The following is a 16,484-nucleotide window of genomic DNA, read 5'->3' as shown; positions in this document are numbered from 1 at the left end:
AATCACCCCAAACGTTGTTGCAAACCTAGCTAAGGTCTCGACATTATCGTCGGCTTGCGCCTCGTTTGGTGCACCTTTAGCAATCAGCAGCCCTAATATTTGAATGTTCAACAGACCCTAACATCGTTATTGATAGTAAGAAAAAAGCGACGCTGTGTAAAGCGGTCTTACATTAAGTATCATAAGATAGCTAACTAAACATATACTACATCAGACAGCCAGTCACTTTGCCCGTACTGTGGTTTTAATCATTCCAAAACTGGCTATTAATAACGCCAGTACCTGCACAAACAATAACAACCATACGGTAAGAGACCACTGCCCTCGCGCATAAGCTATGCCACCTAGCCATGCCCCTAGCGTACCACCTGTATAGTAGCCCATATAATATAGACCCGATGCTAATGAGCGGCCCTTTTTCACATTGACCGCAATATAGCTGATAGTCGCTGACTGCGTAATAAACACACCTGACGACATAATAGCCAGTCCTATAATCACCCCCCATAATGGCGCGACCAAAGTTAATAACAATCCAACCATAGATACGATGATAGCCACCCGTACTGTACGCGCTGAGCCAAATCGGCGTAGCAATGTCGTCGATAATGGCGTGATAATAACACCAAGCAAATATACTGCAAAAATATTGGCGAGCGCACCAGTACCAAGCTCATAAGGCTTATCTGCCAAATGTAAATTGATAAAAGTGAAGCAGCCTACAAGGGAGAACAGCACGCAAGCGCCAAGCAGACATGCTGTTACCACATAGCGATTGGTGACATGCTCACCCAGCGTCTGTATCGCCGAGCGAAAATTAGGGTTGGCCACAAAGTAACGAGACGATGGTAGCATCTTGCCGACCCATATCGCGCCTAGCAAGGTCATTGCGGTCATGACGTAGTAACCATGCCGCCAGCCAATCAGCTCATGTAAATGCCCTAACAAGAACCGACCCATAAAGCCGCCAAGCACGCATCCTGACACATAAAAGGACATCAGCTCAGTCATCGCCCGGCCCTCAAACTCCTCACCGATATAGGCAATTGTCACCACCGTAATACCCGGTACAGACAATCCTTGCATGAAGCGCCAAATGCCGACCCATTCAATGCTCGAGCTCTGGGCTATGAGCGCTGTCGGTATCGCTAAAAACAATAAAGCACCAACGATAAACGACTTGCGCCCGACTGCATCTGAGAGCATGCCTAGAAATGGTGACATAATCGCAATGGCTAACACAGTGGCACCAACGATCATGCCTGCTTGTACTTCGGTCGCAGCAAAGTCCACCATCATGACCGGTAGTACTGCCTGAATAGAATACACTTGCAAAAAAGCAAACATACCTATTAGACCAATTGTGAGCTTCAATATCCACGACGTTGAATGATTAGAGGTGACTGATGGCACAGCTGTTATATCTTGGATCTGATCTTTAGAATTATTCACAGGGGATCTGACTATATTGGTTATACCATGACTGCAAATAATAACCGTCACTGGCGTGGATGATAGAGAGGAATAACGGTGATTTATGCTAAATGTATAAGCAAAAGCACCATTATTAAATGATAAATGCTTATCATAATGACAAGCCAATTATGGTAGCACACTCACCAATATACTCAGGTTTAAAAGTGTTATTAACGCTTGATAGATTCTTTATTTGGGTACGAGATTATCGTAGAAAAAATTGACTAGGAATCACATTTCGACTTGAGACGGTAAAGACCGTTTTCGACTCACAAGGTCATGATCAACGTTACGTTTACTGCATATACAGGATAGTATGGTTAGATGCTCTTGACGCACTTGTTAAGTACTTAACTGCTTTAACGATAGATAGCGTTGACCGTCCACAATCACTACCTACGTCTATTTTTTCTAACCTAAAGGCGTGCACGATTACACAACTTTTAGAATACAATTTACTATGACAAAAAATATGGTGCTTTCACAACTTATTATCGCGATGAGCACATTGGTTTTCTCTACAATGGCTGTAGCAGAAATAACTGTGTCCGAAACTAAGGTTAAAGGTCTCAGTCCAGTTGAATCCACACTCGACTCTACAAAATCACTAGCGGCAGTAGACTGTATAAAGGATGACGCTATCACTGCTACTGAGCTCATGAAGACACGCGATAACGGTCCGTTTTCTATCAGTACCAAGCATGTGAGTCGCCAATCAGCCAATGGCTTCGGTGGCGGTACCATACACTATCCAACGGATGCTACTAGCTGTGGTCTGCTAGGTGGTATCGCGGTAGTGCCAGGTTACGTGTCTTATGAGTCTTCTATCAAATGGTGGGGACCGCGTTTGGCCTCTTGGGGATTTGTCGTTATTACTATTAATACTAGCTCCATTTACGACAATCCAGATAGCCGTGCTGAACAATTGAGCGCAGCTCTCGATCATCTCCTCGCTGATGAAACAGTGGGTCATATGATAGATCAAAATCGTTTGGGCGCGATTGGTTGGTCAATGGGCGGCGGCGGTGCGCTACGATTGGCAACTGAGCGCAGTACGGTGCAAGCCATCATTGCACAAACGCCCTATCATGATACGAGCTATGGTGCGATGGATACGCCTGCTCTATTCATCGCTTGTGAAAATGACCGTATCGCTCCGAATAAAAAATATACCAATACTTTCTATCAAAAAGCTGACGGTCCAAAAATGAAGGTCGAGATTAACAACGGCAGTCACTTCTGTGCCAGCCATCGTTTTAACGAGAAACTATTAAGTAAACCTGCTATCGCATGGATGCAACGTTATATTAACGGCGATACACGTTTCGATAGATTCTTATGTGGCAATGAAAGCTACAAAGATGATTCTCTTATCTCAGCCTATGATTACGAAGACTGTTTATAGCTATTTTTTAATCTACTTATAAAAGGAAGAAAAGACAGCTTTCATTGCTGATGATGACATTTGAATAACAACTCTTTTTTATTTTTACACATTTACATTGCTTCTATCTTTTTTCTTACAGACATTACTGCCATAAAAATTAATAATCGTATAGTCAATCCTCTATAAGTTGGATACGGTGTCAGGCTCGCTTAGTCTACAACTTGTAATACTTTAACTCGCCTTCCTTGTATCTAAATTATATTGAACCGACTATAGCGTGCTACAAACAAGTAAAACGATTGAATAAATGAACGATTAAGGAGCAATATTGATGACTGATGAGATGTATGATTTGGGTGCGGGATTTTGGAGTATTCGAGGCTCATTTATTAAAAATGGCATACTTGATATTGGGGTTCAATGTGCAATTATAAGACTATCATCAGAGCGATTTATCTTTTTAGATAGCTATACATTAACTGGTGATGTGCGTCAGCAAGTCATGGCATTGACCAATGATGGTCAAAATGTCGAAGCCGTCCTCAATGTTCATCCGTTTCATACAGTACACTGTGCTCAAATGGCCAAAGACTTTCCGCAAGCAATATTCTATGGGAGTAGCCGACATCCAGAGCAAGTACCTGAAGTCAATTGGGCAGATGACTTGGTCGAAAGCGATGCCGTTGCTGCACGCTACCCTGAACTCCAATTTTCTATACCTCAAGGCATCCATTACATCTCACCTGACGAGACGGTTCATGCCAGCTCATTGTTGGTCTATCATCCTGCTAGCCAGAGCATTTATGTCGATGATACCTTTGAGATACCCCCTTCCAAGTTAATAAATGCCGTGCAGCCTAACCTAGGCTTACACCCTACTACCAAAAAAGCGCTCAAAGATGAGCCAAACGCAGCTAAGCACTATTGTAATTGGGCAGTAGAGCTAGCACACGAGTGGCGCGATGGTCGTCATTTTTGCGGTGCGCATTCGGGATTGGTGATATTTGATAAAGGTCAATTTGAGTCAGCACTTATATCAGCGATTGATTTGGCTCGCCCTGAGCTTAAAAAAGCATAAAAGCGTGAACCTTTAGAAAATATATTATTAAAAAAACTCGAAAGATGAAGCTTACAGTGAAAAAGAAGCTTTGTTTTATTTACATATTTTATTTCATTAACTAGATGAGGAAAATTATAAATGACTGATCACATTCATGATTTAGGCGCGGGGTTTTGGAACATACGCGGAACATTCCGTCTCGGTGGTGTGTTAAACATTGGCACTCAATGCTCGCTGATCAAACTACCATCAGGGAAATTTATCTTTTTGGACAGTTATGCCCTAACAGGTGATGTTCGAGATGAGGTCATGGCACTCACTAACAATGGTCAAGATGTCGAAGCGGTGCTGAACGTACATCCGTTTCATACAGTCAGCTGTGCTCAAATGGCCAAAGACTTCCCGCAAGCCACCTTTTATGGCAGTAGCCGTCATCATAAAAAAGTACCAGAAATCGATTGGGCCGATGACTTGGTTGAAAGTGACGCAGTCGCTGCACGCTATCCTGAGCTTAAGTTTTCAATGTCAGAGGGCATTTATTATATATCGCCTAATGAAATGATTCATGCAGGCTCTCTATTGGCCTATCATCCTGCCAGTCAAAGCTTGCACGTAGATGATACTTTTATGAGTCCACCAACGAAGTTATTAGAAGCTGTATTACCTGAGCTAATACTACATCCTACGACCAAAAAAGCTCTGAAAAACGAGCCAAACGCTGGCGCGCAATACTGCGACTGGGCGACCAATTTGGCTCATGAATGGCGTGACGTTCGCAACTTCTGTGCTGCGCATTCTTATCTTGTTCAGTTCAAAGAAGGTGGGTTTGAGAAAGCACTGGTGAAAGCTGTCAAGAAAGCACGTCCAAAACTAGAAAACGCCTAACTTCTCACACCTTAAACATATATTCTTAATAAATATAAAAACGGGTCGCTATTACTATATTTACTAGTGTAGCGACCCATTTCTTAAGCCAATGACTTTATAAAACATGCGATGATCGAAACTTATTATCGAAACAGCAATGTCGCAAGCTCATCTTCATTATTAAGAATATCTGCTAATGTATAACGTTCAAGCACATTGATAAATGCGGTGAGTGCTTCAAAAAACACGCTTTTTAGCTGACAGGCTGGACTAATCACGCAGCCTAGTGATTTATTCGTTTTTTCCTCAATGAATGTCACTGGCAAATCCGCCTGATGAGCGCCCTGCTCACTATCCTTATGAGACGCTGGTACGGCAAAGCACTCTACCAGATTAAAATCAGGCTCTATCTGTTTGATCAATACGCCCAAATTAATATCTTTAGGCGCACGTGCCAAGCGTATGCCGCCATTTTTGCCGCGCACACTTTCTATATAACCGAGCTGACCCAGCTGATGAATAATTTTGGTCAAATGACTTTTAGAAATACCATAACTATCAGCAATATCGCTAATATTAGCCAATAGTGATGGATCTGGTCTTACGGCTAAATAAATCAATGAGCGTAGCGCATAGTCACTATAATTGGTCAGTCGCATGTACTTGCGTTCCTATTTTTATAAATTTTATATATTAAGCTAGACAAAGTAAGTCGCATTTTTGGTAATAACATTTGGACAAGCATTTGTAAACAGTATCGTTAGCCCGCTTTAACCAAATAAACCGTCAGGCCGAGGACGTGCCAGCATGGGCAGATAACTGATGCAAAATAGCACAAAACACGCAATCCAAGCACTTTGCGCCATCATAATCCATATTAGGTAATGACTCATATCTACTAATGGTAGTAACACACGGCTGATAAATACCAATACCATCAAACCGTACATAACGCTTACCGTTTTTGGCGGTTGATGAATACTGCGACCCGTATGTCCCAGAGATACTCTAGTCATCATGGCTAACGTCATCATACCAACACCAGCAATCGCCAGTCCATGCATAGCGATGCTGTGCGGATAACCGAGCCAAGACTGTAATGCGTATAGTAAAAAACTCAAACACATGCCTAGAAACGCAATATACAACGACCAAAGTAATGGTTTTTTCCAAATACCGTGATGATACCACCCTATCAGACGAACGATATTAATCACTGCCACACCAAGTGCAGTAACCGTCAGCAGATATTTATTTGGGTAAAATACATCACTAATAAAAAAGGCGAAGAAAAACACTAAGCTTGCGATATCTTGTGTATTACTATTACGTAGTTTAACGGGTTCTGACTTTTCTATACCCATACTAAGACCACGTTCGATAAAAAATGGTACTACGCGTCGGCCAATCGTTAGCACTAACCCAATGATCAAGTAGAACCCAAAATAAATGCCTATCTTGGTTGTGTTCATATCAGCATTGATAATGCCCCAATAGCAAAGTCCGTTGCCAAATGTCAGCAGAGCCAGTTTTGCCAAGATACCTATTTGCTTATACTGTTTGACCTGTAGTACCGCTTGGAATATCACAAATGCCATTGAGGCGATAAATAATACATCAAAAATGGCTGCTATATATAACAACGATACACTACTACCTGTGACCGCTATGCCAATCCCAAAACCCAACCAGCTCAGACGTGCCAGCAACCAACAGACAAAGATACCTAGCAGCTTATAACCATGCGGCATCATTACCCCTGTCCATGTTTTGACCGCGGTTAGCAAGAACCCTGCTACCACTGACAAGGCATAACCATACACCATTTCATGGCCATGCCAGTATAACGGGTTCAAAACCTGTGCATCGATATCCGTATAACCAGTAAACACAAACGCCCATAGCAGCATCGTTACTACGGCAAATAGTGCAGCAGCACTAAAAAATACGCGAAAGCTCAAATTAAGGATAGGATGTGGGGAACTTGGTGGCTTGCTAGGTAACTTGATAGATTGCATAGCCATCTTCTTAGAGGAGTATAGATGACCTTAATTATAACATTCATTTAAAATGAACTTTATAAATATTTAGTTTAACTATCAAACACTTTACTCATCGAAGTGCTATGCTTGCGGAAATCTCTAAAATAAATTTCCCAATTATAAAAATAGAGAAATCAGGCTGGCTGTTCTTTAGCTATTATTTAGACATGACTTAGTCAATACCACTTACAACTGTAATGCCGCGATGACTAACGATATGACCACTATCGCCGTGACATACTGCCTAACTTTAAAATATGTGTGACTGATAATCTGCGCTCGATGAAGGCTATAATCAATAACCAACAGACTTATAAACCCAATCACTAATAGCCAAATAAAACTGCTGGCTGATAAGATTAAAAACCCAAGCCAAAGGCCAAGCGCAATGACATTGCTATATAATGGAAGCCTAACTGCCCACTTATTGTCTTCAGCTAAATCTAAATGATTACCCCAATGCGCACCTGCCATAAATGAGCCAATCACTAGTCCATAAGTACTCAATACATCGAGTACTGAACCAAGCATAGGCACGGTAACAACGTCTATCATCAGCAAAAATGCACAGGCGACAAACGGAATAGCACCTGCAAAAGTTAAATAAGGACTGGGCTTTTTCATCGTTTAAACCTATCTTATGATTACTCTAATAATAGTTATCACCTGTTGAGTGGGAGTTTTCAACATACATTAATCGCTCTTTTGAGTGTTGCCTTGCCACTGGCGGATAAACTCACCATTTGGATCATATTGCTGGGTTTGCTTATCGATATTGAACTGCCTGCACCCTCTTGGGTCAGCACCCACGCCTGCCAGATATTGCCAATTGCCCCAATTACTGCCGACATCGTAGTCGATAAGTTGTTGCTCAAAGTAAGCTGCCCCGTAACGCCAATCAAGCCCTAGCTCATGGATAAAGCAACTGGCAACCAGTTGTCGTCCGCGATTCGACATATAACCTGTCGTACGCAATTGGTTCATGCATGCGTTGACGATAGGATATTGTGTTGTACCATTTTTCCATTGTGCTAACAGATTTTCGTCCAATTGAGTTGAAGGCGCGTGCTGAGCGATGCCTTTAAACCAAAACAACTTTTGCCGATGGGTGACAGCATACCAGTAGAAATACTCACGCCACAGCAGCTCAAACCATATCCAGTAGGTAGAGTCATTTGCGATAATATCGCGCTCATAGCGACGCAGACGATTCAATACCGTGTTTACAGACAGTGAGCCGTTTGCAAGCCAAGCGGAGAACTTTGTGGAATGCGCCCACTCATCTAGTGCGTTTCGTGTGATTTTATAAGTGCTCGGCGCATCGGAATCAAAATAAGCATCTAAGTGCTTGAGGCCATTTGACTCACCACCTCTAAAACTGGATGACGGCTGCGATGGCTTATCAAGCTCTGCCTGATTAGACAACTGCGATTCAAAAAAGTACTCGTCCCTACTCTGCATATTGTCAGGTAATGGAGCAAGTGTTTCTGGCGTTGGATAAATGGCAATATCTTTTTCTGCATGCAGCAAATCATAATCGGTTTCGATTTGTTTACGAAACTGTGTAAAGCTTTTGGGTAAGCTCTCTAGCGGTAACTCGTCAAACAAAGTCGCCGTTGTTTGAATGTGCCACTGTATCTCGGGATGCTTGGCATGTAGAAGGCCATATACTTTGTTTTGATTATAATCTGCCGTCTGACTGATGCAGATATCTGTTACTCGTTGCTGCGCTATTAGATCACTCAACTGAGTAAAGACGTCTAATGCTTCATCGTCTTTCTGTAAATACAGCAACCTATTACCACGCTGTATCAATGACGCATTTAAATCAGCTAGGCTCTCATTCAAAAACTGCTGGCGGGCTCGACCCATAGCCTCATAACGATAGGCATCGTAATGGTCTTTATCGTCTAATATATCTGTCAACGATGAGGCATAAACCAGTAGTAGCTTTCCATCAGTGGAGATTTCAGATGCTTTTAATAGAGTGGCATTGTCCGCTACCCGCAAGTCATTATGAAATAGTACCAATGTGACATTTCTGTTCTCTGAGTTGTTCGCTGCTTGATTTGGCATACCCTATCCTTCTGGCTGTTTAGCGCTTATCTATTATTTTTAATCTTTAGTCTTCAATCTTGAAATATCATATACGATGTAAAACATACTTAGCATTCAACTATGATGCGAGCCTAACACTTGTAAGGCAATGCGCTCAGCCCCAGAAACTACTTATAAGCATTGACTATCATATGTCTGACTGCTTAAATGGCTTACCTCTAGGAGAACACCATGACTCAAAATAATACTACGACTGAAGAAAATAAATCAGATGAAAAGCGTAAACTTATCAATCGATTTTTGATGAGATTGACGAAGGAACAGCCTCGAATGTATTACGCGACTACCTCTGAGATATCGCGGAGTATTCATACGATGATAAAAGAGCACACCAATCGCCTGTCGGTAGAAGAACAAGCACTGGTAAGACGAATGACGATGGAAGAGATTGAAGGGTTACTTGGCTTTCATGCCAGATAAATGATTGACTAACTTCAAATACGTCATTATCAGTAAGTTGCCAAATAACACACAAAAAAAAGACCGCTATCAAAGCGGTCTTTTTTATTAGCTATTAGCATTCTATTTTAGGACAATTAGAATGGATATTCACGTGGTTCATTTTGCATTGAGATCCAATGTGTTCTAGTGAACTCTTCTAGTACCCACTCACCGTTAAAGCGACCAATGCCTGAGTTTTTCTCACCACCGAATGGCGTATTGCTTTCATCATTGACTGAGATGTCATTGATATGAGTCATGCCAGCTCTGATACCGCGAGCAAAACGCAAACCTTTTTGCATATCAGCAGTGAATACCGCGCTAGATAGACCATACATAGAATCATTGGCAATCGATAGCGCGTCGTCTTCGTCTTTAGCACGAATGATACCAACCAATGGTCCAAACACTTCATTGCGTGATAGGTCCATTTCGCGAGTCACTTCGGTAAAGATATGCGGTGGTACGACTTGGCCTTCAATCTCGCCACTTAATATCATTTTTGCGCCTTCTTCCTGCGCTTTAGCGATTTTTTCTTTGAGTGATTTGACTTGTTTTTCGTTGATGATTGGTCCAACAGCAGTATCTTGCTTATTAGGATCACCGACATTCAATGTTTTGACGTGCGCTAAGAAACGTTCTACAAAGTCATCATATATCTCGTCTTCTACAATGACTCTGTTAATCGCGATACAGATTTGACCTTGATGCAAGAATTTACCAAAGGCAGCTGCTTTTACCGCTTGCTCAATATCAGCATCTTTTAGTACCACAAATGGACTGTTACCACCTAGCTCAAGTGCCACTTGTTTGATGTATTCACCACCATTTGCCAACTCACCGATATGTTTGCCCACTGAGGTCGAACCTGTAAACGACACTAGACTTGGTGCTTTATGTTCAACGATTGCATCGCCTATCTCACCACCTGAGCCGACTACAACGTTTAATAGACCTTTTGGCAGACCCGCTTCTTCAAACACTTTGGCCAATAGCAAACCACCTGTCACTGGCGTATCGCTAGCAGGCTTGAGCACCACGGCATTACCAAGTGCTAAGGCTGGCGCGATAGAGCGCTGCGTTAAATGTAGTGGGAAGTTCCATGGGCTAATGACTGCTACCACACCGATAGGCTCACGATAAATGAAGTTTTCTTTACCAGGAGTATTCGATGGACGAATCTCACCATGGACACGATTAGGGAATGTCGCTGCTTCAAGGGTAATCGCGCGCGTCGCACCGAACTCGACCATGGCTTTGATACGGGTACTGCCCGACTCTTTGATTAGCCAATCGACGATTTCTTCTTGTCGCTGATCAAGTATGTTTACGACTTTATACAACACTGCAGAACGCTCTGCTGGCGTCTGCTTGGCCCACGCTTCTTGGGCTTGGGTCGCCGCATCATAGGCTTCGTTCAACTGATCCTTGGTCGCTTGCTGGATCTCTACCAGCGTATCACCGTTATATGGGTTGGTATTGGTGTTGGTGCTATCGTCCTTACCGGTTTGCCATTCACCAGCGATGAACTGTAAATGGAAATCACTGTATGCACTAGTCGTATTGGTTGACATAATCATCCTTATTTTTAATTTGTTGTGTTGAGTATTGGTTTTCGATTATTAAAATAAAATTATTAAGTCGGCGATATCTTAATGAGAAAATATCTGGCAAGTAGTAAGTCTGAAATCGTTACCAAGCTATCAATCAATAGTCATCAATTAAAAAAGCTCTAATGAAAAATGATCTTTAGCAATAAATACTAACGGTAACGGATAACAACAAAACCTACCTTGCTAGACGACTGGTCTAATGCTACCATAGCTACTAATAAAACGAGACTACTTTGTCAGTAAATATTGTTGATAAAACGTAACACATATAACTATATCCTATTACAATACGCCATCAACGTGACGTTCAAATGAACCTTAATTGTTTTAACTGACTGTTTAATACATATGCTAATACAAGCGACTACTAAGGGAGACAATCCTGTTTATGTCTAATACAGACGCAACTACCCCAGATACCAAAGCTCATTTACTTGCTACTGGCTACCAACTAATCGCCAAAAAAGGTTTTACCGCTGTTGGTCTAAAGCAGATTTTAGATACAGCAGGTGTGCCAAAGGGTTCTTTTTACCACTATTTCGCTTCCAAAGAAGCCTTTGGTGAAGCCATTATTAATCATTACTTTAGTTTATATAAGACTCGGTTAGATGTCATCGATGCACAAGATGTCAGTGCGCAGCAAAAACTATATGATTATTTTCAAAACTGGTATGACACCCAGCAGAACGGCTGTGACCATGAGAAATGCTTGGTGGTTAAGCTCAGCGCAGAGGTAGCTGATATGTCAGAAACCATGCGTAAGGCACTCGATACTGGCTATCAGCAGACGACCATGTGGCTCGCTAAGCAGATCAAAGCTGGCTGGCTCGATGAGTCCGTACCTCGTCACGATAACATTTCGGCTGAGAGTATGGCCAAGCGCTGGTATTTTGCATGGCTTGGCGCAAGCTTGATTGCAAAGATTAGCCAAACCAATACGCCTTTAGCAGAAATTTGGCAAATGACCACGACCCAAATGGGACGCTAATCGTTAACTGTTCAGATTTCTAGCAACTGCACTTCTAACGTAACCATTAAAGCACATTGAATATTTACAACTCTCATAGATAGCAGCTGTCAGTACTATGCTTGAGTGTTCAGTGTGCTTTATTGCCTTCTCTTTTTTAAACAAATTTCTAAAAACATCTGCATATGACTTAAACAGTTATACGAGAGTTTTGTAAATATCACTAGACGACTGGTCTAATTGGTGTACAATGCGCACAAATATTAAGAATGAATGTCTATACGAGCATTGCTTATCATTCATTGATTGATATCAGACAATATCCCATGTCAAAACAATTTAATTGAACCGTTTTTATTAAAAACTTTTTATTACTAATTAGGAATCTTATGAATAACTTCCAATACTACAACCCAGTCCGTATCGTTTTTGGTGAAGGTCAAATCGAGCAATTATCAGATCTAGTCCCTACTGATGCGCGTGTCCTCATTACTTATGGTGGTGGTTCAGCACAGCGCACTGGTACATTAGATGAAGTAAAAACAGCATTAGCAGCGAGCGGTAACCGTACTGTATTTGAATTCGGTGGCATCGAAGCTAACCCAGAATTCACCACGCTACTTAAAGCCGCTGATATGGTTAATGAGCACAACATCGACTTCTTATTAGCAGTTGGCGGTGGTTCTGTGATTGACGGCAGCAAATTTGTCGCACTCGTTTCTTCATTGACTGAAGAAGACGGCACTGTCTCACGTGACCAAGCTTGGGATGCCTTAACTGGTTATTGCAAAAATATCGACTCTGCTGTCGACTTGGGCGCAGTATTGACTATCCCAGCCACAGGTTCTGAGATGAACTCAGGTGGCGTGATCAACTATAGCGAACGTCAAGCAAAACTACCGTTTGGTAACCCACTTGCCTTCCCTAAATTCTCAATTCTAGATCCAATCAAAACACTTACCTTGCCTGAACGTCAGGTTATGAATGGTGTGGCTGATGCATTTGTTCATGTAATGGAACAATATTTGACGTACCCAGTAAACGCTAAAGTACAAGATGCCTTTGCTGAAAGCTTGCTTAAAATCCTTATCGATGAAGGTCTAGTTGTTAAGCAAGATCCAGAAAACCTAGAAACACGTAAGAACATTATGTGGACAGCGACCATGGCATTGAACGGTCTGATCGGTACTGGTGTACCACAAGATTGGACAACTCACATGGTTGGTCATGAGCTGACATCATTACACGCAATCGATCATGCACGTACGCTAACCATCGTATTGCCATCAGTGATGCGTGAGCTAAAAGAAAGCAAAAAAGAAAAACTGCTTCAGTATGCACGTAACGTATGGAACATTACCGATACTGACCTAGATGACGATGCCATCATCGAAACGGCCATTGTTTACACTGAAAACTTCTTCCGCGAGCTTGGCTTGCCAGTTAGCCTAGAAGATGTTGACTTGACGGAATCAGCGATTGATCCAATCATCAAGCAGCTTGAAGTGCATAACATGGTTAAGCTTGGTGAACATGGTACTAACGACTTAGAAGTATCACGTCGTATTCTGCAGCGCGCTGTCACTAGCAAAGCGTCTTAATAAGCGCTTTAGCAAGAACTGTTTAAAGAATTATAAGAAAAATCCCGACAGTAACAATAAGTACATATCGTTATGCTATTTATAATAGTAGCTATTCCATGCTGAGTAGCTACTACATTTAACACCACTATAATAATGACAATTAATAAATATAAAGGAGTCCTACAATGAGCTTCGACAAACAACAGAATCAACAAACAAACCGTCAAATCAAATTGGCTAGCCGTCCTAATGGCGTACCTACTGCTGACAATTTTGACATGGCGATTAGCGACATTCCTACGCCAAAAGATAACGAGATGCTACTACGCACTGTATATCTATCACTAGATCCATATATGCGTGGGCGTATGAGCGATGCAAAAAGCTATGCAGACCCGTTAGAAGTCGGTGACGTCATCATGGGTGGTACCGTAGCGCAAGTGGTCGAGTCGAATATCGATAACTTCGCGGTAGGCGACTTAGTCGTATCAAACTCAGGCTGGCAGGACTACAGTGTCAGTGATGGCGAAGGCGTCCTCAAACTAGACAAAAACATGTCTAACCCTTCTTATGGTTTAGGTGTGTTAGGTATGCCAGGGTTCACCGGTTACATGGGTCTGACTGATATCGGCAAACCACAAAAAGGCGAAACTTTAGTCGTGGCAGCAGCCACTGGACCTGTCGGTGCCACTGTCGGTCAAGTGGGTAATCAATATGGTTTACGCACTGTCGGTGTGGCAGGCGGCAAAGAGAAATGCGACTTTGCGGTCAATGAGCTTGGCTTTGATATCTGTATCGATCATAAAGCCAATGACTTCGCTGAGCAATTAAAAGCAGCATGTCCAGATGGTATCGATATCTACTATGAAAACGTTGGCGGTAAAGTATTTGATGCAGTGATGCCATTACTTAACGACCACGCACGTATTCCAGTATGTGGTCTGGTATCGCAGTATAACGCAACTGATTTACCGGATGGCAAAGATCGCCTAGGTATGTTGATGGGTCTTATCTTAAGCCAACGCCTAACTGTCAGAGGCTTCATTATCTTTGAAGAGTATGGCGACCACTTCCCAGAGTTCTTAGAAACCATGAGCAAATGGGTGGAGTCAGGCGAAGTAAAAACCAAAGAGCACATTACTGACGGTTTAGATAATGCACCAGATGCATTTGTCAGTATGTTAAACGGTGATAACTTTGGTAAGACTGTAATCAAAGTATCTGACGTTAACTAGTTATTGGTTAAACATTGACTAGTTAAGCAACTACTGACAGTTAGCAATCGTTGTGAATAACTACTTAACAACATAAATTGCTAATATCACTACTGAAAGTTGCTCGCAAAGCAGGAATAATGCTAACAGTCATTATTTGCATTTAGGCTAATTAAGTAAAAACGGCTAATGATGTAACGTAAAACTTATGACTGTTGGCTATATAGTTACTAACACATAAATAATAAACAAGGATAATTATGAACATTTTAATGGTACTAACTTCTCATGACCGTTTAGGCGATACTGGTAAGAAAACTGGCTTTTGGCTAGAAGAATTTGCTGCTCCTTACTACGCGTTTCTTGACGCTGGCGTAAATGTAACTCTAGCTTCTCCAGCTGGCGGTCAGCCACCACTAGATCCTAGTAGTGACACAGAAGACACGCAAACCAAAGATACCACTCGTTTTAAAAACGACAAAGACGCTCAAGAGCATTTGGCTAATACCAAAAAACTTGCTGATTTGAACGCTGAAGATTTCGATTCAGTATTTTATCCTGGTGGTCATGGTCCATTGTGGGATTTGGCAGTAGATAAAAACTCTATCAATCTGATTGAGACTTTTGTTAAGCAAGACAAGCCTGTTGCTTTTGTTTGTCATTCTCCTGCAGCGCTTAAAAACGTTAAAGTCGATGGCGAGTACTTAGTAAAAGGCAAAACAGTGACTGGTTTCACGAACTCTGAAGAAGACGCAGTTGGCCTAACAGACGTAGTACCGTTCTTAGTAGAAGACGCATTGAAAGCCAATGGCGGTAACTACGAAAAAGCGGCTGATTGGGAATCGTTTGTCGTTGAAGATGGTTTACTAATCACAGGTCAAAACCCTGCATCATCAGAAGAAGCTGCCAAGCGTCTAATGGCGAAGCTTAAAGGTTAGTCAAATTCACTACGCAATAAGGTCGATACCATGATTCGCTTACATCATCTCAATCAATCACGTTCATTACGTACGCTATGGCTCTTAGAAGAGTTAGGCGTTCCTTATGAAGTAGTCAGTCATCAGCGCGATGCCAAAACTCATTTAGCACCAGATTCTCTAAAGGCTGTACATCCACTCGGTAAGTCTCCGGTTATCGAAATGGATGGACAAATTTATGCTGAGTCAGGTGCTATCACTGAGTTATTGATTGAGCGGTTTGCGCCAGAGCGTCTGCGCCCTGCTACAGGAAGCTCAGACTATGGCTACTATCTACAGTGGATTGATTTTGCAGAAAGCTCGCTCATGTTGCCATTAATGCTTGAATTATTTACTAACAAAGCAGGTATCAATGACAATGAGTTTTTAAACGGCTATATCGAGACAGAAAAAACCAGATTGTTTAAATATCTGGATGCCTCAGTTGAAGGTAAGTCATTTATTGTAGGTGATAAGCTGAGCGGTGCCGACTTTATGCTGTCATTCGATTTGATTATTCTTGCTAAGCGTCAGAAACTTGACGCTTATCCGCATATCAAACAGTATGCTGAAAAGTTGGCCAGTCTTGATAGTTATCAGCGTGCGATGCAGCTAGAAGCGAAATACGATGAATCAATTTAGTATTTGATATTCATTGATACTTTGGTATTAGCCAAAATATTATGTATTAACTGACCAATTTTTCGATACACAAAAACAGCTCTGTATAGAGCTGTTTTTTATGCTTATAGCATTTTTT

Annotated in this window: 15 protein-coding genes; 9 read left to right on the top strand and 6 right to left on the bottom strand. The window is 41.9% G+C overall.

All coding sequences use genetic code 11. From position 1 onward, the window contains the following. Positions 1-222: 222 nt before the first annotated feature. The gene (locus ACTXGF_RS19490; protein ID WP_443534335.1) at positions 223-1,413 is read right to left on the bottom strand and encodes an MFS transporter; all 1,191 of its coding nucleotides are present in this window, start codon (positions 1,411-1,413) and stop codon (positions 223-225) included. Between the two features lie 535 nt (positions 1,414-1,948). On the opposite strand from ACTXGF_RS19490, the gene ACTXGF_RS19485 reads away from it, so the two are divergent. From ACTXGF_RS19485 to ACTXGF_RS19475, 3 genes are all read left to right on the top strand, one after another. Further along, complete coding sequence (locus ACTXGF_RS19485) at positions 1,949-2,881, top strand: dienelactone hydrolase family protein (RefSeq protein WP_443534191.1); 933 nt, start codon at positions 1,949-1,951, stop codon at positions 2,879-2,881. 313 nt (positions 2,882-3,194) lie between these two features. Then, positions 3,195-3,941 (top strand): hypothetical protein, encoded by a 747-nt coding sequence (locus tag ACTXGF_RS19480; RefSeq protein ID WP_443534189.1) that lies wholly within the window; start codon positions 3,195-3,197, stop codon positions 3,939-3,941. 120 nt (positions 3,942-4,061) lie between these two features. After that, positions 4,062-4,808 carry a hypothetical protein gene (locus ACTXGF_RS19475; RefSeq protein ID WP_443534188.1) on the top strand — a complete coding sequence of 249 codons (747 nt, stop codon included), beginning with the start codon at positions 4,062-4,064 and terminating at the stop codon, positions 4,806-4,808. A 125-nt stretch (positions 4,809-4,933) separates the two neighbouring features. Here ACTXGF_RS19475 and ACTXGF_RS19470 read toward each other — a convergent pair whose 3' ends face one another. From ACTXGF_RS19470 to ACTXGF_RS19455, 4 genes are all read right to left on the bottom strand, one after another. Then, entirely contained in the window at positions 4,934-5,449 is a 516-nt protein-coding gene (locus tag ACTXGF_RS19470) for an Rrf2 family transcriptional regulator (protein WP_443534186.1), read from the bottom strand. Positions 5,450-5,560: 111 nt separating this feature from the next. Further along, the gene (locus ACTXGF_RS19465; RefSeq protein WP_443534185.1) at positions 5,561-6,808 is read right to left on the bottom strand and encodes an NnrS family protein; all 1,248 of its coding nucleotides are present in this window, start codon (positions 6,806-6,808) and stop codon (positions 5,561-5,563) included. 210 nt (positions 6,809-7,018) lie between these two features. Beyond that, positions 7,019-7,456 carry a DUF3429 domain-containing protein gene (locus ACTXGF_RS19460; protein ID WP_443534183.1) on the bottom strand — a complete coding sequence of 146 codons (438 nt, stop codon included), beginning with the start codon at positions 7,454-7,456 and terminating at the stop codon, positions 7,019-7,021. A 69-nt stretch (positions 7,457-7,525) separates the two neighbouring features. Further along, entirely contained in the window at positions 7,526-8,908 is a 1,383-nt protein-coding gene (locus tag ACTXGF_RS19455) for a DASH family cryptochrome (protein WP_443534181.1), read from the bottom strand. Between the two features lie 213 nt (positions 8,909-9,121). Between ACTXGF_RS19455 and ACTXGF_RS19450 the strand changes: the two genes are divergently transcribed. Further along, positions 9,122-9,370 carry a hypothetical protein gene (locus ACTXGF_RS19450; protein WP_443534179.1) on the top strand — a complete coding sequence of 83 codons (249 nt, stop codon included), beginning with the start codon at positions 9,122-9,124 and terminating at the stop codon, positions 9,368-9,370. A gap of 116 nt (positions 9,371-9,486) precedes the next feature. On the opposite strand, the gene ACTXGF_RS19445 is transcribed toward ACTXGF_RS19450, so the two are convergent. Continuing rightward, positions 9,487-10,965, bottom strand: a complete 1,479-nt coding sequence (locus tag ACTXGF_RS19445; protein ID WP_443534177.1) for an aldehyde dehydrogenase family protein — start codon at positions 10,963-10,965, stop codon at positions 9,487-9,489. A gap of 427 nt (positions 10,966-11,392) precedes the next feature. On the opposite strand from ACTXGF_RS19445, the gene ACTXGF_RS19440 reads away from it, so the two are divergent. From ACTXGF_RS19440 to ACTXGF_RS19420, 5 genes are all read left to right on the top strand, one after another. Next, a complete protein-coding gene (locus tag ACTXGF_RS19440; protein WP_057760518.1) occupies positions 11,393-11,992 on the top strand; it encodes a TetR/AcrR family transcriptional regulator in 600 nt (199 codons plus the stop codon). 368 nt (positions 11,993-12,360) lie between these two features. Continuing rightward, positions 12,361-13,572, top strand: coding sequence for an iron-containing alcohol dehydrogenase (locus tag ACTXGF_RS19435; protein ID WP_101205076.1), 1,212 nt, complete (start codon positions 12,361-12,363; stop codon positions 13,570-13,572). Between the two features lie 167 nt (positions 13,573-13,739). Then, a complete protein-coding gene (gene curA / locus ACTXGF_RS19430) occupies positions 13,740-14,789 on the top strand; it encodes an NADPH-dependent curcumin/dihydrocurcumin reductase (protein WP_443534174.1) in 1,050 nt (349 codons plus the stop codon). 239 nt (positions 14,790-15,028) lie between these two features. Next, a complete protein-coding gene (locus tag ACTXGF_RS19425) occupies positions 15,029-15,706 on the top strand; it encodes a type 1 glutamine amidotransferase domain-containing protein (protein WP_443534172.1) in 678 nt (225 codons plus the stop codon). A 30-nt stretch (positions 15,707-15,736) separates the two neighbouring features. After that, complete coding sequence (locus ACTXGF_RS19420) at positions 15,737-16,366, top strand: glutathione S-transferase family protein (protein WP_191113732.1); 630 nt, start codon at positions 15,737-15,739, stop codon at positions 16,364-16,366. Positions 16,367-16,484 lie beyond the last annotated feature (118 nt).

Origin of the sequence: Psychrobacter sp. 1Y6 (assembly GCF_052258385.2) — a bacterium.
Classification (GTDB): domain Bacteria; phylum Pseudomonadota; class Gammaproteobacteria; order Pseudomonadales; family Moraxellaceae; genus Psychrobacter.
The sequence above is the reverse complement of the archived record's forward strand: the minus strand, read 5'-3'. Positions and strand labels throughout refer to the sequence as shown.